14 protein-coding genes are annotated in these 17,126 nt (G+C 64.1%); 13 read left to right on the top strand and 1 reads right to left on the bottom strand.

From position 1 onward, the window contains the following. The first annotated feature begins 78 nt into the window (after window positions 1-78). Window positions 79-738 carry a response regulator transcription factor gene (locus FHS47_RS14680; RefSeq protein ID WP_167029409.1) on the top strand — a complete coding sequence of 220 codons (660 nt, stop codon included), beginning with the start codon at window positions 79-81 and terminating at the stop codon, window positions 736-738. Here FHS47_RS14680 and FHS47_RS14675 read toward each other — a convergent pair. Further along, a complete protein-coding gene (locus FHS47_RS14675) occupies window positions 735-4,358 on the bottom strand; it encodes an ATP-binding protein (RefSeq protein ID WP_167029406.1) in 3,624 nt (1,207 codons plus the stop codon). The two genes, FHS47_RS14680 and FHS47_RS14675, sit on opposite strands and share 4 nt — an antisense overlap. A 255-nt stretch (window positions 4,359-4,613) precedes the next feature. On the opposite strand from FHS47_RS14675, the gene FHS47_RS14670 reads away from it, so the two are divergent. The 12 genes from FHS47_RS14670 to FHS47_RS14615 all read left to right on the top strand — a co-directional run bounded on the left by FHS47_RS14670 (window position 4,614) and on the right by FHS47_RS14615 (window position 17,114). After that, window positions 4,614-5,651 carry a fimbrial protein gene (locus FHS47_RS14670; protein WP_167029403.1) on the top strand — a complete coding sequence of 346 codons (1,038 nt, stop codon included), beginning with the start codon at window positions 4,614-4,616 and terminating at the stop codon, window positions 5,649-5,651. Between the two features lie 229 nt (window positions 5,652-5,880). Next, window positions 5,881-6,417: a type 4 pilus major pilin gene (locus FHS47_RS14665; RefSeq protein WP_205287602.1), complete on the top strand. Its 537-nt coding sequence runs from the start codon at window positions 5,881-5,883 to the stop codon at window positions 6,415-6,417. 68 nt (window positions 6,418-6,485) lie between these two features. Continuing rightward, window positions 6,486-7,277 carry an A24 family peptidase gene (locus FHS47_RS14660; protein WP_167029400.1) on the top strand — a complete coding sequence of 264 codons (792 nt, stop codon included), beginning with the start codon at window positions 6,486-6,488 and terminating at the stop codon, window positions 7,275-7,277. An 18-nt stretch (window positions 7,278-7,295) separates the two neighbouring features. Further along, the gene (gene pilV / locus FHS47_RS14655; RefSeq protein WP_167029397.1) at window positions 7,296-8,819 is read left to right on the top strand and encodes a shufflon system plasmid conjugative transfer pilus tip adhesin PilV; all 1,524 of its coding nucleotides are present in this window, start codon (window positions 7,296-7,298) and stop codon (window positions 8,817-8,819) included. A 21-nt stretch (window positions 8,820-8,840) separates the two neighbouring features. Continuing rightward, the gene (locus FHS47_RS14650; protein ID WP_167029394.1) at window positions 8,841-9,356 is read left to right on the top strand and encodes a hypothetical protein; all 516 of its coding nucleotides are present in this window, start codon (window positions 8,841-8,843) and stop codon (window positions 9,354-9,356) included. 89 nt (window positions 9,357-9,445) lie between these two features. Continuing rightward, entirely contained in the window at window positions 9,446-9,823 is a 378-nt protein-coding gene (locus tag FHS47_RS14645; protein WP_208382033.1) for a toxin co-regulated pilus biosynthesis Q family protein, read from the top strand. A 2-nt stretch (window positions 9,824-9,825) separates the two neighbouring features. Further along, on the top strand, window positions 9,826-11,508 hold the full coding sequence (locus FHS47_RS14640; RefSeq protein WP_167029392.1) for a PilN family type IVB pilus formation outer membrane protein: 1,683 nt from the start codon (window positions 9,826-9,828) through the stop codon (window positions 11,506-11,508). A gap of 3 nt (window positions 11,509-11,511) precedes the next feature. After that, complete coding sequence (pilO2, locus tag FHS47_RS14635; RefSeq protein WP_167029389.1) at window positions 11,512-12,792, top strand: type 4b pilus protein PilO2; 1,281 nt, start codon at window positions 11,512-11,514, stop codon at window positions 12,790-12,792. After that, the gene (pilP, locus tag FHS47_RS14630; RefSeq protein WP_167029386.1) at window positions 12,779-13,318 is read left to right on the top strand and encodes a type IV pilus biogenesis protein PilP; all 540 of its coding nucleotides are present in this window, start codon (window positions 12,779-12,781) and stop codon (window positions 13,316-13,318) included. The genes pilO2 and pilP overlap by 14 nt, the downstream gene beginning before the upstream one ends. A gap of 16 nt (window positions 13,319-13,334) precedes the next feature. Further along, a complete protein-coding gene (locus tag FHS47_RS14625; protein ID WP_167029382.1) occupies window positions 13,335-14,909 on the top strand; it encodes an ATPase, T2SS/T4P/T4SS family in 1,575 nt (524 codons plus the stop codon). Beyond that, the gene (locus FHS47_RS14620; protein WP_167029379.1) at window positions 14,906-15,997 is read left to right on the top strand and encodes a type II secretion system F family protein; all 1,092 of its coding nucleotides are present in this window, start codon (window positions 14,906-14,908) and stop codon (window positions 15,995-15,997) included. Before FHS47_RS14625 ends, FHS47_RS14620 begins: the two co-directional genes overlap by 4 nt. Before the next feature lie 28 nt (window positions 15,998-16,025). Continuing rightward, window positions 16,026-17,114 carry an ATPase, T2SS/T4P/T4SS family gene (locus FHS47_RS14615; protein ID WP_167029376.1) on the top strand — a complete coding sequence of 363 codons (1,089 nt, stop codon included), beginning with the start codon at window positions 16,026-16,028 and terminating at the stop codon, window positions 17,112-17,114. The last annotated feature ends 12 nt before the right edge of the window (window positions 17,115-17,126 follow it).

Below are 17,126 nucleotides of genomic sequence, written 5' to 3'. Positions count from 1 at the left end.
CCTTTTTTTGCCTTGGTGACAGCGGTCGAAGAATCTCAATATCCTTGGGCCGGATATGGGAGCTCAAGGCAGAGGGCGATGATGAACGAGTACGCCGTACCGAAAGTCTTTCTCGCGGACGATCATCCAATCATCCGCTATGGAGTGCGCATGGCCCTTGAGGCGCAGGGCGCCGCGAAGGTGATAGGCGAGGCCGGTTCCGCGAATGAGTTGCTGGAACTCCTGCGCCAGTCCAGATGCGACATCATCGTCACCGACTTCTCGATGCCCGACGATCAGGGCCGCGACGGTCTCTCGCTGATCGAGCGGTTGCGCAGGCTCTACCCCGACATTCCAGTGGTCGTCATCACGGCCTTGCGCAACGCGGGTTTGCTCGCATCGCTGATGCGCCAGGGTGTAGCCGGTCTGGTCGAAAAGGAAGGCGACGTCGGAGAGCTGGGACTGGCCCTCCAAGCGGCCTCCAAGGGCCGCGAATTCGTGAGTCGCAACCTGCGCACGCTTCTCCTCGAGAACGAGGTGGCCATGAAGGGCAAGGACACCCCGAAGCTAACCGATGCGGAAATCGAAGTGCTGCGCCTGTTTGCGTACGACGGGCTCACCTCACAGCAGATATCGGAACGGCTCAACCGCTCGCGCAAGACCATCAGCCGGCACAAGCGCAGTGCCCAGGCCAAGCTCGGCCTGAACACCAACCAGGAACTGCTCGACTATTGCCGACAGGTGGATCTCAAGGGCTAACCCTTGAGGAACGCATTCACGGCGGCTTCGAGTTCCGCCAGGGCTTCTTCGTGACCGCGTTCCTCGCTCGCGGCATCCTCGAAGCCTTCCGCGGCGTCGATAATGCTTTCGAGCTTGAACCATCGCGCCGCGCCGAGAATGCGGTGTGCCGCGGCGGCTGCATCCGTCAGGTTGTCGTGCGCGTAGGTCTCGCGGAGCTTGCGCATGTCATCTACGAAGCCCTCTCGCAGGCGCGCCAATAGCGCCGGCATCTGCTCGGCAGGAATGCCCGGTGGTATGTGCACCGGCGGCGCGTCGGTCGTGGACGGCGTGCTCTGAGCTTTGTCCGAACCCGGACCCACGGCCCGCTTGAGCAGGGAGGACAGCTGCTCGAGTTCGACCGGCTTGATCAGCACTTCGTCGACACCCGCCTCCATGCATTCGGTCTTCTGCGTATCGGTGGCGTTGGCCGTGAGCGCTACGAGGTAAGCACGCGGGGCGCCCCCGGCTTCGCGAGCCCGGATGCGGCGGATCAATTCCACGCCGTCCATCACCGGCATGGCGCAGTCGGTGATCACCAGAGGGAAGTGGCCCTTGTCGAGTGCCTTCAACGCTTCCTGCCCGTTTCCGGCAAGTTCGTAGTCCGTCACGTGCAGCGCCGCCAACTGGCGCAGCAATAGTTCCTGGTTGATCGGCTGGTCTTCCACCACGAGTACCCGGCCGGGGAACGAAATACTCGCCACTCCGGCGCCCACGTCCGACGAAAGGCTGTCGAGCGCCGGCCCGTCCGAGTCTTCGGCGTCGGCCACGCGCAAGGCGGCCACGATCTCGGCCCAGCGTAGCGGGTTGATGCTCAAACGGTGGTCCCCACCCTGCATGCCCAGCATCGGCGCCTCCACATCCCGGCTTACCTCGAACACGACGAGCGGGCGTTCGATGAGCGGTAGTGCGAGCCGCGTTTCGCGGAACACCAGAAGGGTCTCCTCGCTGGCCTTCACGAGATCCGCCGACGTAACGATGCGCACGTTCAGCGCTTTCAGGTACTCGGCCAGGGCGCGCTGGGCCGCCTGATCGCCGATGGAAAGCCATGCCTCCCGTGCCCGCTTCGACCGCGTGGTATCGCGGATCACCGGCAGTGCGATCTCCACCACGACCTCGGTGCCTTCGCCGGGGCGGCTGTGCAACGTCACCGTGCCGTCCATCGCCTCGGCAAGCTGGCGGCAGATGGCCAGCCCCAGACCCGTACCGCCGAAGCGGCGCGAGGTCGACGCGTCGGCTTGGCTGAAGGGCACGAAGAGGTGGTCCTGGTCTTCCTGGGCAATGCCGATCCCGGTGTCGCGCACCTTCAGGCGCAGGCGCTGGGAGCCGCCCTTTGTCTCGTCCCCTTCCACCGCGATCGACACCCCACCGCTCTCGGTGAACTTGAGTGCGTTGCTCACGAGGTTCAGCAGCACCTGGCTTACGCGGTGCTGGTCGCCCACGTGGCGCATGGCCACCTCGGAGCGTACCTCCACGTCGAAACGCAGGCCTTTGCGATGCATCTCGGGCGCGAAGAGCCCGGACACTTCGTCCACCAGCTCGCGCATGGCGAAGGGGATAGCCTCCAGCGCAAGATCGCCGCGCTGGTTCTTGGAAAAATCGAGAATATCGTTGAGGATGCGCATCAGCGTACCGGCCGAACCGCGCGCCATGTCGAGCAGGTGCTGCTGGTCGGCTGACAGCGCCGAGCGGTTCATGAGGTCGAGCACCCCGATCATGCCGCTCATCGGTGTGCGTATCTCATGGCTCATCGTGGCGAGGAAGGTGTCCTTCACTCGCGAGGCTTCTTCCGCCGCATGCTTGGCGGCGGCGAGCGATTCGGCCTGTCGCTTCGCGTAGGTCACATCGATGAGGTAACCGCTGAGGATGTGCGCCGATCCGGTATCGGGCCGCGACACCGCTTCCAGTCGCACCCACGCCTCGTCGCCGTCGGCTCGGCGCAGCGGAAACTCCAGCTCGCGCATGCTCTGGCCGCGCACGGCTTCGAGCAGCGCGCGTTCCACACGGCGCCAGTCGGCCGGTGGCACCCTTTCGAGGAAAAGCCGTGGCTCTTCCACCAGTTGCTCCGGCGATAGGCCCACCAATGCGCGTGCGTGCTCGCTCACGAAGATCGGCGTGAAGCCCCAGTGTGGCGTGAAGCGCAGCTGGAAGGTCACAGCCGGCAACATCTTGGTCAATTCCTCGAGCTGGAGCTTGAGCTCCATCTCGCGCCGCTCGATGTTGCGCAGCTCGGTGAGGTCGATGGAGGCGCCGAGCACGGCACGAGGTGTCTTGTCGTCGGCGTAGCAAAGGCGAAGCCAGTACATGGCGTCGCGCGTCTCGCCGCGGCTCGACACGTATTGCAACGAGCCATGGGCCGGTTCGCCGGTGGCGATCACCTGCTCGCTGAGCTGGTTGAATCGGTCCGCGCCTTCCTTTGCCACATGGGAGGCCTGCAGGCTGGTCTTGCCCAGGAGGTCCACGGCACGGACGCCCACCGTTTCCTCGTAGGCCGGATTGATCGCCACATAGCGGTTGTCCAGGTCCTTGACGAAGATCGGAATGGGCACCGTGTTCATCAGCATCTGCTGGAACTGCCATTGGTAGCGCAGCTCGCGCTCCGTCCAGCGCCGCTGCCGCACTTCGCGCCGCAGGAAGAAGATGATGACGCCCAGCACCGCGATGAATGCCAAGGTGACGATCGCCACCGGCACGATCACGTGCCAGAGCGTACGCGCCGGCAGCTTGTACTGCACGCGGGTGGAGAGCCAGGTGTTCTGAATTCGCTCGTGGTCGTCCTGCGACACGGCCTGGAGCACACGATCGATAAGCGGCAGCAGATCGGCGTATTGGGACGAGACGGCAAAATGCAGCGACTCGCTGTACCCGGTGGGCGCAGCGACCCGCAGCACCCCGGGGTAGTTCCTGCGAATAAGGGTTTCCACCACGCCGAGGTTGCCGATGTACGCGTAAACGGAACCGTGTGCCACGCGCGCGAGGCCATCCTCGGCGGATGTCGCGGTAATGAACTGCACGTTCTGCGTTTCCGGCTCGAAACCGACGTCGCTGCCTTCGATCACCGCCACGCGCGACCCAGTGAGGTTGCCGATACCGTCTACGTAGGGCGCTTCCTGCCGCGTGACGATCACCGAAGGATATTCGTTGTACTGACGGCTCAGGAGGAACCCGGATCCCAATGCGGTGTTCTGAGTGACCGACGCGAGCAAGTCCACCCGGCCCTGGTTGGCGAGCTTGAGGGTCTCCGGCCACGTGGCACTCGGCACGCGCTCCACCTTCAGGCCGAGCGAGGTGGTGATGTAGCGCAGATAGTCACCGGAGATACCGCTCGGATGACCATCGGCGTCGACGAAGGCGAACGGCTGCCAGTCGGGCGCGATCCCCAGGCGCAACGTCGGCAGCGAGGCCAGGTACGCCTTCTCGTCGTCCGTCAGCGGGATCTTGAGATCGAAACGTTCGTCGAACGCTTCCGCGTGCGGGTCGGATTCGACGGGCGTTGCGTGCAGAAGCGGCGTCGCCAAGGCGAGGAAGAGGGCAACCAGGCAAGGCACGATGACGCGCAGAGCGGGGGCCCTCACCCAGGACGACATGGTTCCCGAACTCATGGACACCCCCTGTTCGATGTATCGCTGCAGGCTACAAGAGCTTGATTCGCACAGGCAACCCGGCAATGGAACGGTTCGGGTTTCATAGGAGATGAGCGATGGTCCGGGAAACCCGAGCGATCCTCCACGGGATTTGTCTCAGGCGTACCTGATGCAGTTCGACACTGCGAGACAAATCCCATCGGAAGGAAGCGCCTGCTTCGTCAAGATGGCTCCCATCCAGGAAACGGCGATTCGCCGCGGGAGCCCATCACCATGCGCAACACATGCATTACTCTTCGAATCTTCGCCTCGCTATTCCTGCTGGCGTGCGCTTTCGCGTCGTCGCACGCAACAGCGGCGACGACGTGCGACGCGGCGCCGTCCTCGAAGGGCTCGGATACCGGCACGTCGATCACGAGCTCCCGTCGAAGCTTCGGCGCGAGAGAGGTCATCACGCCGAATCTCGTCAACTTGAATTGGCTGCGTAGCGGCAACGGATCCACCGTCGTGACCGGAGGATTTCAATCGTGCTCTGAAGGCGGGGAAGACACAGGAACGTTGCAACTGGCGATAAACGGCACGCCGGATGGGCTTACGCTGATCGGAAATTCGCCTGCCATCACGTTCGACATCGGAAACCCCGACTATCTGGTAGCGATCGCCATCGAGGCGAGCAGTCAAGGCCGATCGGGCGGCTGGCAGTGGCTGAACAATCAATCGTTGACGTTTACCGCACCCCGCATCAATGCAGGCGGCAGCATGGTCTTCAACACCCGCGCGATCCTTGTATCCAGTCACGCCCTGTCCCCGCCCGTCGACTTCCCATCCAGCGCAGATATCGGGATCACAATAAGCGGTACGGCCACCTACGGTGGCACCACTGTGCCCCTGTCGTCAGGGCCGCTCAAGATGCAACCGGTGACATTCGTGCCAGTTACCTGCGACTGGTCGCCTTCCGACACGGATGTGTCGTTCGGTGACATAAATATCCTCGGTCTCGAGACACAGCCAGTGACGAAGCCCTTCAACATCGCGGCGAACGGCTGCAACGCGGAGAGCGTGAAAGTCAGCTTCAGCGCCGTTCCAAACATGGAAGACCCTACCCTGTTCGAAACATCCGACGAGCACCTCGGTCTGTATATCCAGGATGACAACGGCACCATCGTGGCGCCCGGCAACACCCGCACCTGGCCGGTCAATAGCAGCATCAGCCATACGTTCACCGCGACGCTGAAGAAAACAGGCACCGCACCGCTCACGCCGACGGATAGTGGAACGGCACAGATAAAGATGCTGATCGATTATCCCTGAAGTCCGCCGCGTTCGCCGCGGTGTCAGAACGACAGTGCGCCACACATGAACACACCTGGCGAACTGCTGCCACGGCCGTCGGCCAGGCAACGGAAGGAAAAGTCCACACGCCGGGTTTCGATCTCAATCATGAGACAAATCGAATCGTATCGGCGCCCGCGACCGGATGTAATTCAACTGCTTTGGTCTTACTGAGGCAATCAATCAACCAATCAATGGAGTCTGCAAAGTGGAAATCAACAAGTCAAAGCGTCGCTTCGACAGCCAGAAGGGTTTCACCCTGATCGAGGCCCTCGTCGTGATGATCGTGGGTATCGTGATCCTGGCCGCGGCGGCCGCCGGCATCGGCAAGCTGTTCCGTACGTCGGAAATATCGACCGAAGCGGCGAACATCACCCAGATGGCGGCCAACCTGCGGTCGCTTAAGAACGGTGCGAATGGCTACACGGGCCTCGATACGAAGCTCGCAGTCCAGTACAAGGCCGTGCCCGCCAACATGTCGCAGACCAGCGCTGGCGTGGTCAAGAACAGCTGGAACGGCGACGTGACCATCGGTGAGACGACGACTCACCAGGAATACACCATCGAGTACGCGAACGTTCCGGACGACGCCTGCATGCAGTTGGTGCAGAAGCTCGCCAATGCCGGTTGGTCGAAGGTCGAGGCAGGCGGCAAGACGCTCACTCCGACCTCGTCGCTGTCCGACATCCAGGCCGGCTGCACCGACCCCACGGCCAACGCCATCACCTTCACCTCCGCCAACTGATCCCGCGGACCGACGGCGCGGGCAGTCATGTCCGCGCCGCTCCCGGGTCCTTTACGAAGAGCCTTTCCATGATCTCCAGCCCGACGACATCGCCATGGTGGACCACCGCCTTCGCAGGGTTCGTGGGTCTGTGCGTGGGAAGCTTCCTAAACGTGGTCATCCATCGGCTTCCGCCGCTGCTGTTTGCCCGCGCTGCCGATGAAACGGTTACCGAAGGGCTCTGTTTCTCGCGATCGCGGTGCAATGCGTGCCGCACCGCTATCGCAGCACGCGACAACATTCCGCTGCTCAGCTACGTGTTACTTCGGGGGCGTTGTCGTCGGTGTCATGCGTGGATTTCCCTGCGTTACCCCATCGTCGAAGGATCGGTAGCGCTGCTTTTCGGTTACCTCGCTGCCGCGAAGGGCCTGAGCTACACGACCGTCGGGCTGGGGGCGCTGTTCGCCTGCCTCGTCGTCCTGGCGGCCATCGACCTGGACCACATGTTGCTGCCGGACGTCATCACGCTTCCGCTGCTGGCAGCAGGTTTGGCATTCAATGCGGGCCCGGGCCTGGTGGCCTTCCCGGCCGCGGCCGTCGGTGCGGCGATGGGACTGCTATTCCTGTGGGCCGTGGCGCTGGTAGCGAAACGGCTGGCCGGCCGTGAAGCCCTCGGCTTTGGCGATGCGAAGTTGCTGGCAGCCGTGGGCGCGTGGCTCGGCTTCGCGTGCATCGTGCCGACGGTGCTCATCGCCATCGTCGTTACATCCGCGGCCATGCTGGGTGCACGCTCCTGCCCGCGTCTGCGTCACACGTCGCCCATGCCATTCGGACCCGGCCTCGCCCTCGGCGCCGTCCTGGTGGCGCTCTACAACCATTGAGACATGACTATGCAGTGCATGAATACAACTTATGGACGATCTGCACGAGGCTTCACCCTGGTTGAGGTGATCGTCGCGCTCATCGTGCTCACCTCAATGCTCGCTGTTGGCGCCGTGTTCCTGGCGCGGCACGATGACCAGGTGGCGAACGAAACCGTGGCTGGACAGATGAAGCGACTGGGCGACGCCGTGTCGCACTACGTAGACGATAATTACGCATCGCTGACCGGGGGCGCGGGCACTGCATCGATCAACTGGGTAGACGTCAAGCCTTACCTTCCCGCGGGCATCGATCAGAACACGGTCAACCCATTCGGCACGCGTTATGACGGCGCCCTCCGCGTCGTGACCATGCCCGGTGGCAAGAAGCGCGTGGACGCACTGATTTATACGGTACCTGTGGCTGGTGCCACTCAACCTGATGTGGCGACCCACTCCATGAAGGTGGCGCAGATCATCGGTGCGGGTGGCCTGTACCTGGATCACGACAGCCGCAATCCAGGCGCCGGCGCGAAGTACTGGGGCAGCTACGGAGAGATCGCCGATCAGGCCAGCATGGGCGGTTTCTTCGGCACCGCGCCCACTGCCATCGGCCAGATCTTCTATGCGCCCTTCATGCGCGATACCTCCACCTACGGCCCGGGCACGCTTGCCGGCGACCTGCTCCATCGCAAGGCCACTGCCGGTCATCCGGAGTGGAACCGCATGGAGACCGACATCGACATGAACAGCCACGAGCTCAACAACGTGGACACCATGGCGATGCAGGGTAACGGTGTGATCAGCGGCGTGAATCGCGTGGAGTTCGGTGGCGGTACGCATTCGTACATTACCCAGAGCACGACCGGTGACATCGTGGCGACACCCGCGGGCATGCCCGGCAGGCCCGGCACCTTTATCGTGAGCGACGGCGCCGGGGGTACTGGCGCAGTGCTCGCGAAGAGCGTGCATGCGGAGGCCGGTGTTCTTTCCGATACCGACGTCGAGGCGACGAACGACGTGGTCGCCGGAAACGATCTGTTCATCGGCAAGCACGACAAGGTCGCAGGCGCGACCTGCCCAAACCTCGGCCACGTCGGCATGGACCGCGACGGCGACGTCATGATCTGTAAGGACGATGGCGCAGGCCTCGTGTGGAACAGCGTCTTGACCCAGAAGCAGTTCGATCATCCGTACGGCGGCGGCATGGCGTGGTATGGCACGAGCGGAGGGGACTCCAGCTTCGGACAGACGAAGGGAAATACCCAGCCGATGGAGAACCCGCTGGACGTGCCGATCTTCGTCACCGCCGCTACGGGCGGAGTTTCGGACAAGTGGCACGCACGGTGCGCGATCTTTGTCTATGAGGCCAATTCGTCAGGCAACACGCCCGATGGCGCCTGGCCGATCGCCCTTCAGCAGGTCGGCATGCATAACACATCCTATTCATCCGGTTTCCTTCGCATGGATACCTGCAGCACCAGCTTCATGGCCCGTCCGCACGCGCGTTACAACATCACAACGCTCAACTCGACGGGCATCAACTTCGCATACACGTACTGAGCCGAACCCAGGAGAACGGCCATGTGGCCCCTAGCTATCGTCCTCGTCATCGCCTTGTATTTCATGCACATCGTCACCGGTGTGTCGTCGAATGAGCAACACATCCAGAACGTTCGTGAAAGTGAAGGCGCCGCGTCGCTCTTTCGCAGCTACGACGCTGCCGGTGCGTCGATGATTGCGGCGAACCCTGCGTTGTCCGGAGCGATCGACAGTGCGCATATGAACAGTGCGCTGCGCGATGTGCACATGGACTGGGCCGGCACCGCCGGGTGGTGCGACCGCGGTGTCGTCAACTGTAGCTGGGGCGCGATCGCCGACAGCGGACAGTTCTACGTTTACCGCAACGATCTTAGCGAGGGTACCTTGCTGAGGAGCGTTTATCGCGACTTGCTGACATGGACGTCCGCACCCGATCAACTCGGCTTCAAGCGGGGCAGCAACCTGCTCGGGGCCGACGGCATACCCCTTCGCGGACGAACGTTGCCCTTCTCGGTTCAGAGCAAGGTGCCCGATGGCGCGTTGCTGAAGATCCTCTGATCGACCACCGCCGACGTATCCAACCTGCCGCATGCGTGCGGCGGGCCAGGCTTCGACGGCCCGAAGAATCCCCAAAGGAACCCACGACGATGAAAAACCCGATGATTTACGCCCTGGTGGCGGTGGCCTGTGCGATGAGCGCCTGCGCCTGCGCAGCTACCTCGACCAACGATCCCACCGAGCCGCCGACGGCCCCGGCGACGGCCGCGCATCCCGCGAGCGTCTGGCAGGCCGTACCCGGCCAGAGTCTGCGCCAGGTCGCCAAGACCTGGGCTTCCCGTGCCGGCTACGAAGTCGTCTGGGACGCAGGCTTCGACTACCCCGTTCGCGCAAGCCTGCGCATGGACGGTGACTTCATCAACGCCATCACCGGCTTGTTCGACGCGTATGCCGCGGCCGATCGCCCGCTGTCGGTGGACATCTACAAGGAACAGAAGCTCGTGCACGTGCAGGCACGGGGAGAATGACCATGACCACGATTCGTACGCTCGTCCGGCTCACCATGGCCGCTTCCATCGCCGTCGCGCTCAGCGGCTGCGCCACCTCCGCCCTGCGCAGTGCCGAGCGCACGAACGACCAGGACATGTCCCTCGCGGGTGCGCAGGTTGCCACCATGCGTGCCATACAGGCTCCCACGGTGCGCGTGCACGAGCATGGCTACTGGGTAGCCAAGGAATCGCAACCGCTGTCCGCGGCGCCGGAAACGGTCTCCTGCGACCTCACGATGTTCGAGGCCAGCCCGGTCACGCTGAGCCAGTTCGCCGACAAGGTGTCGCGCATCTGCAAGATTCCGGTGCATGTGAGCGCCGATGCATTGCACGTGCCGCAAGCTTCGGGCAAGGGTGGCGATGACAACGTCGCCGGACACACCGTGATCCTCGGGCCGCCGCAAGCGAGTGCAAACAATGCGCCGGAAGAACCGCGGGTGTCGCTCAACTGGCAGGGTTCCCTCGTCGGCCTGCTCGATTCCGTGGGCGCGCAGCTTGACCTGCACTGGCGTGTGCGCAACGGCGCGGTGCACATCTTCCGCACCGAAACGCGCACCTTCCAGATCTATGCGCTTCCGGGCACGGACGCGCTGTCGAGCAGTGTCACGACGAGCACGATGTCGTCGATGGGCATCGGTGGCGGCTCGAGTGGTGGTGGCGGCAGCGGCGGAGATTCGGGCGCTTCGGCGGGTGCGTCCCCGGGCGGTGGTGCCGGCGGTGCCGGTGGCAGCGGTGGCGGCGTCAGCGGCCAGGCAGGCAGCGCGCAGTCGGTGGCGACCACGCTTACCAGCTCGGTGATGGACGACGTGTCCAACGCCGTATCCGGCATGCTCACGCCGGGCCAGAGCAAGTTCACCCTGTCGAAGGCCACGGCTTCGATCACGGTGACCGATTCCCCTGACGTACTGGACCGCATCGCCTCGTATATCGACCACGAGAACAAGCTGTTGACCACGCAGGTGGTCCTGAACGTAAAGATCCTGAATATCACGTTCGACCGCACCGACCAGTACGGCGTGGACTGGAACCTCGCCTACAACAGCGCCCGTGCCGGCTCGATCGGCACGGCAGCGACCGACGTGAAAGGCAACACGGCCAACGTCCACATTCTCAAGGGCCCGTTCAAGGACTCGTCGCTGCTGATCAAGGCCTTGTCCGAGCAGGGTAAGGTGTCCGTCGTGACGCAACCTTCGGTGACCACGCTCAACCTTCAGGCGGTTCCCATGCAGGTGGCCACGCAGAAGGCTTATATCGCCTCGGTCAGCAACACCGCGGTTGCTCAGGTCGGTACGTCGACGGGTATCCAGCCCGGCACGGTGACCACCGGCTTCAACATGATGCTGCTGCCATACGCCATGGCCGACAACCAGCTGCTGCTCCAGTACAACATCAGCCTGAGCGACCTGGCGGACCTGGTCACCATGGGTGACAAGGATTCGCCCACCTCTATCCAGCTGCCTACCGTGGACCTGCGTGCATTCGCGCAGAAGGTGCGCCTGCGTTCGGGCGAGACTTTGGCGCTGTCGGGTTTTGAACAAAATACTGACGACAGCCAGCGCTCCGGTGTGGGCAGCCCGAACAACCAGTTCCTCGGCGGTAGCCGCAAGGCGGTGAAGAACCACAGCGTGATCGTGATCCTCATCACGCCGGTCGTGGCGAGCTGAGCCATGGCCAGGACCGACAAGGGGGCGGCGCAAGCCGCCCAAACGAAACTGTACGGCAAGGCGCTGGTGGCGGGCCTCGTCTGGCAGCCGCCCGTGCCGAAGATCAGCCGCGCGGCCATGCAACGCCAGGGCAAGGCCGCCGACTTCGGCCTGGCCGTACGGCACATGGCGGGCGCGGCCACGCAAATCGGCTATGGGCCGAAGGACATCGGCGAGCCGGGCTTCCATTCGCTGGCCGCCGTGCTGGCGAAGGCGGTGGACAAGCCGGACTGGATCGGTGCGTTCCGCCTGCCCGATACCCGCTACGCGCTGGTCGGTGTACGGCAGGGTGCCATCATGGCCGGTCGCGACATCATCGGTACTCGTGGCGAGGTGGAAGCGCTGTTGCGCGACACCGTGCAACTCGTGGAAGACGCGGGCGAAAAGTGGGATGCCATCTACGCGCCGAAGGAGTTCGAAACACCGTGGCCGGAGGCGCCGCTGGTATCGCTCCTGCCGCGATCGGCGCTGAAGTCGGCCGGCAAGCTGGAATCGCTGACGGGCGAGATGACCCGGCAGCAGAAGAACCTGCTGTTCGGTATCGCCGCGGGTGTGGTGATCCTCGGCGCGGCGGGCTGGGCGATCCACGCGTATCGCGACCGGTTGGCGGCGCAGTTCGCCGCGCGCTCGAATGAAACGGTCCAGGTGCCGCCCCCGCATCCGTGGAAGTCGCAACCGCGTCCGTTGTTGCAGCTCGCCGTGTGGAAGCAGGCGATGAATCGCATTCCGTTGACCCTCGCCGGTTGGCGTGCGGATTCGATCGCACTCGATGCCGGCTCGGCAACGGTGGACTACCGCCGCGACAACGGCATGCCGGTCGCCGTGTTCCAGGCTGCCGCCGTCGCCGCTTTCGGCCAGGGACCGCAGGTCTCGCAGATGGGTGAACAGGCGCAGGTCAGCTTGGCGCTGCAAGCGGCGCCAGGCGAAGAGGAAGCACTGCAATCACAGGACACAGCCCTGATCGGACTGACCTCGCACTTCCAGTCGCTCGGCCTCAAGGTGCCGTCGCTGACGAAGGGCCAGGCCCAGCTTCCGCCACCACCACCCTCCGTACCCGGTTCGCCGCGGCAAGTATGGGCACCGGCCGACTGGCAGACCTACAACTGGACGCTCACCACCACGATGCCGCCGGACACGCTGCTCGCACAGCCGTTCCCGGGACTGCGCGTGACCACCATGAAAGTTCTCTTTTCTGACAGCGCCCCACAGTGGTCGCTCAATGGAGTGTTTTATGCGAAAGACTAATGTTGTGCTGCTTGCCGCGACGGGCCTGCTGGCCGCCTCCGCGATCCATGCACAGACTCTTCCCGTTGCGCCGGCGCCGGCCTCTGCGGCAACTACTGCCCCGGCCGTTCCGGTCGCACCCATGGACGACGCTGTGGCCACGCAGCTCGAGAAGCTGCAGACCGAAGTGATGCTGCTGAAGGCACAGACCGCCCGCGCACAGGCACAGGCGGATCTGGACAAGGCCTCAGGGGTGGGTGCCCCCGGCGGTACGTCCGCCATCGGCATGCCTGCCGTGAAAGCCATCTACGGCCGCGGTGGGGCGCTGAGCGCCACGCTCCGCCTGAACAGCGGTAGCGTGATGGACGCCCGCGTCGGCGACAGCGTACCGGGCGGCTATCGCGTGTCCCGTATTTCGGCCGGCACCGTCACCTTCAGCAAGGGCGGCCGCGAATACAGGGCCGGCCTCACGGCCGACATGCCGGCACTGCCGGGGATGCAGGGTAACGGGCTGATGGTCGCGCCACCCTTGCCAGACCGCAGTTGACGGGGAGGACGGTGCGATGAACTACACGCTTTCCGACCTGATCGCGTTGGTCCTGAATGGCGCGCGCATCCTGTCTACTGAGAAGGGCGCGCTCGAGGTCGAGGAAGACAACCGGGGGTTGATGTGCCTGGTCGAGATTCCGAGGCAGCCGGGCCGTTGCATCCTGGCCGTGTCGTCCTCGCACCGTCTCGACCCGCACGTGCTCAGCTACCACGAGACCGCGCGCCGGCATGGCTTCGAGTGCGAGGTGATCACCTGCGGCATGCGCAATGTGCTGGACCTTTACCGCCTGGGCAAGGGCCGGCAGCGTCAGTCGGTGGGCAGCGAGAGCGAAGCGCAGCGCTACATCGTGGACCTGATTCGCGAAGCGACCGCGATGCGCGCGTCCGATCTGCATATCGTGGCCCGCCACGACTACTGCGAAATCCGTTGCCGCATCGACGGCTACCTGCGCCCCGTGGAACAGCTTCGCCCCGACGAAGGGCTGCGCATCTGCGCCACGATCTACCAGAGCATGTGCGACGTCGCGGAGCCGACGTTCAAGCCCATGCAGGCGCAGCGCGCGCGCATGAAAGACGAGTTCCTGAGCGAGTGCGGACTGTCCGGCGCACGCATCAATACGCGTCCCCTGGACCGCGGCATGATGATGGTGCTGCGCCTGCTGTACGCCGACAGCCCGGGCGCGGCGCCCAAGCTGGCCGACCTCGGCTACCTGCCGGAACAGTGCGAGGCCATCGAGGAACTGATGGAACATCGTACCGGCGTGGTGCTGCTCTCCGGCCCCACCGGCAGCGGCAAGAGCACCACGCTCAAGGTGGTGATGCAGAAGCTGATGGCCGAACACACCGGCATCCACCTGCTCACGCTGGAAGACCCGCCGGAATACGAGATCGAGGGCGCCAACCAATCGCCCGTGAGCGGCGAGCGAGGCAGCAGCGCGGGCGTGGAACAGGAATGGGCGAACGCCATCGCGGATGCGATGCGTCTCGACCCGGATGTGATCATGGTGGGCGAGGTGCGCGATGCCGTGACGGCCAAGATGGCCTTCCGTGCCGCGATGACGGGCCATCTCATCTGGACCACCATCCACGCCAACGATGCGCTGGCCATTCTGCCGCGCCTGGAAGACGAAGGCGTGATGCAGTCGCTGCTCACCGATTCCAGCCTCGTGATCGGCCTCGTCAACCAGTCGCTGGTGCAGCGCCTCTGCAACGAGTGCAGCATTCCGCTCAAAGGCAATGAGGAACTGCTGGGCGAACGCCTGATGAAGCGCCTGACGCGTTACTGCGACCTCGACGGCGTGCGCCTGCAAGGCGACGGCTGCGAGCGCTGCAAGCAGCAGGGAACCGCCGGCCGAACCGTGGTGGCCGAGGTGATACGCACGTCGCCGGGCCTTATGCAGGCCTACATCCGCGGCCACCACCTGGAAGCCACGCGTCACTGGATCCAGGAAGGCGGTGGCATCGGCAAGGCCGATGCGCTCATTCGCAAGATCAACCAGGGCATCGTGGACCCGCGCGCCGGCGAACGCATTGTCGGCCCCATCCGCTCGACGGGAGCTTCGTTCCACCTGCCGGACGCCATCTCATGAGCAGCGCACTCGAACGACTGAACCACAAGATGGCCAAGTTCCAGTTTGGAGCGAAGAAGCGCATACGCTTCTATGGCCACCTCACCATGATGCTGGAAAACCGCATCATGCTGATCGACGCGCTGCGCGAGATGTACAACGTCGCCAGCGAGGAAGGCAAGAAGCCGGGGAACGGGTACGCCATCATTCTCGACAGTTGCTACGAGGCCGTGAGCCAGGGCAGCACGTTGGCCGAAGGTCTGCGTCCCTGGGTGAACGCGAACGAGGTGGCGGTGATCGCCGCCGGCGAGCAATCCGGTGACATGCGCAGCGCGTTCCAGGATGCCATCGCCATGATCGAGGCCGGCTCCAAGATCCGTGGTGCGATCATCGGTGCCTCCATCTACCCGGTGGTGCTGCTGGCCATGCTATGCGTGCTGTTGCATATCGTGGCGGGCAGCCTGGTGCCGAAGCTCTCGGCCATCTCCAATCCGCAGACGTGGTCGGGCGCCGCGTATTTCCTCTACGAACTGGGCACCTTCGTCAATGAATGGGGCCTCTATGCGCTCGCATTCATCCTGATCCTGGCCGTCGGTATCGGGCTTTCGCTTCCCTTGTTGGGCGGACCCGTACGAACCGTGGTGGACCGCTTTCCACCGTGGTCGCTCTATCGAACGATCCACGGCAGCATCTTCATGCTCAACGTCTCGCTGCTGATCCGCTCGGGCATGATGCTGCAATCGGCGTTGGAGCTGCTTCTCGAACGGGCCGGCTCGCGATGGCTGCGCGACCGTATCGAGGCCACGCTGGAAAACATCGCGGCGGGCTCCGGCTTCGGCGATGCGCTGCGCGACACCGGTTACAACTTCCCCGACGGCGAGGCGATCAGCTACCTGCGCCTGCTGTCGCGACTGCAGGGTTTCGACCAGTCGATGGCCAAGTTCGCACGGCACTGGCTCGACGAGACCATCGCCAAGGTGCAGGCGGCCGCGCGCGGATTCCTGCTGGCGTCGATCCTGCTGATGGGCGGCATGCTCGTGCTGGTGGTGACGGCGGTGTCCGACATCGAGAACACCATCCAGCAGTCCGTCTCGCAGCCGGCCGGTTAAATCATCCTTTCCTATCGAGATTATTTCCATGAACGTTTCATCCGCTGCGCAGGACCTGCGCGAAAATGACCTGGCGGCCCTGCGCGCCGCGTGTGGACCCGTCATCCTCGAAGCCCTCGACGACACCGACGTGGTCGAAGTCATCGTCAACCCCGATGGCAAGCTGTGGATCGAGTCGCACAAGGCGGGCATGTGCCTCGTCGATCCGGCCTTTCCCGAGGACCAGGCCGCGGCCATCCTTCGTCTGGCCGGCAGCTTGCAGACCTCGCCCATCCCAGCTACCGAGTCGATCATCGAGGGAGAATTCCCGCTCGACGGCTCGCGCATCGCGGGGCTGCTTCCGCCGCTGGTGACCGCGCCGACGTTCGCACTGCGCAAGCGCTCGCCCGCGGTGTTCTCGCTCGGCGACTACAAGGACAACGGCATCATCAAGCCGATAGGCGCGGCACCGTTACGCTCGGCCGCCGAGGCGGCGGCTGGGCGGCAGCGCAGCTTCGAGCACCCGGTCGATGCGATTCGCGAAGCGGTCGCCTTGCGCAAGAACATCCTTATCGTGGGCGGCACCGGTAGCGGCAAGACCACATTGACCAACGCGATCCTGCACGAGATTGCCGAACAGTGCCCGCGCGACCGCATCGTGGCGCTGGAAGACACGATGGAACTGCAGGTCACGGCGCAGAACCATGCGCTGCTGCGCACGGGCAAGGACGCCGACATGCGTCGGTTGCTGCGCGTCACCATGCGTCTCCGCCCCGACCGCATCGTGGTGGGGGAAGTGCGCGGCGGCGAGGCATATACCATGCTCAAGAGCTGGAACTCCGGCCATCCGGGCGGCGTCGCCACCATGCACGCCAATTCCTCCGAGGAAGGCCTGCAGAAGCTGGCGCACTACATCTACGAAGACCCGGCGGCGCAGAGCTTCACGCCGGAGGCCATCGGCTGGATGATCGCCAGCGCCGTCAATCTCATCGTGGTGATCGAGAAGACCGCCGCGGCCCCTGGACGCATGGTGAGCGAGATCTGCGAAGTCACCGGCTATATGAACGAGCGTTACACCCTCAACGTGCTCCGCCTGCAGACGGGTACGGGGCGCAACGAGTTCAAGCTCAGGATCTGACGCGGCGGCCAT

This window comes from Luteibacter sp. SG786 (assembly GCF_011759605.1).
Taxonomy (GTDB): Bacteria; Pseudomonadota; Gammaproteobacteria; order Xanthomonadales; family Rhodanobacteraceae; genus Luteibacter.
Note: the sequence above shows the minus strand (reverse complement) of the source record. Positions and strands in the feature narration are given on the sequence as shown.

Coding starts and splice junctions, on each gene's coding strand:
- FHS47_RS14640 (WP_167029392.1), top strand. CDS start 9,826: ATGACCACGATTCGTACGCTCGTCCGGCTCACCATGGCCGCTTCCATC.
- FHS47_RS14620 (WP_167029379.1), top strand. CDS start 14,906: ATGAGCAGCGCACTCGAACGACTGAACCACAAGATGGCCAAGTTCCAG.
- FHS47_RS14615 (WP_167029376.1), top strand. CDS start 16,026: ATGAACGTTTCATCCGCTGCGCAGGACCTGCGCGAAAATGACCTGGCG.
- FHS47_RS14645 (WP_208382033.1), top strand. CDS start 9,446: ATGAAAAACCCGATGATTTACGCCCTGGTGGCGGTGGCCTGTGCGATG.
- pilP (WP_167029386.1), top strand. CDS start 12,779: ATGCGAAAGACTAATGTTGTGCTGCTTGCCGCGACGGGCCTGCTGGCC.
- FHS47_RS14680 (WP_167029409.1), top strand. CDS start 79: ATGATGAACGAGTACGCCGTACCGAAAGTCTTTCTCGCGGACGATCAT.
- FHS47_RS14675 (WP_167029406.1), bottom strand. CDS start 4,358: ATGAGTTCGGGAACCATGTCGTCCTGGGTGAGGGCCCCCGCTCTGCGC.
- pilO2 (WP_167029389.1), top strand. CDS start 11,512: ATGGCCAGGACCGACAAGGGGGCGGCGCAAGCCGCCCAAACGAAACTG.
- FHS47_RS14670 (WP_167029403.1), top strand. CDS start 4,614: ATGCGCAACACATGCATTACTCTTCGAATCTTCGCCTCGCTATTCCTG.
- FHS47_RS14660 (WP_167029400.1), top strand. CDS start 6,486: ATGATCTCCAGCCCGACGACATCGCCATGGTGGACCACCGCCTTCGCA.
- FHS47_RS14625 (WP_167029382.1), top strand. CDS start 13,335: ATGAACTACACGCTTTCCGACCTGATCGCGTTGGTCCTGAATGGCGCG.
- FHS47_RS14650 (WP_167029394.1), top strand. CDS start 8,841: ATGTGGCCCCTAGCTATCGTCCTCGTCATCGCCTTGTATTTCATGCAC.
- pilV (WP_167029397.1), top strand. CDS start 7,296: ATGAATACAACTTATGGACGATCTGCACGAGGCTTCACCCTGGTTGAG.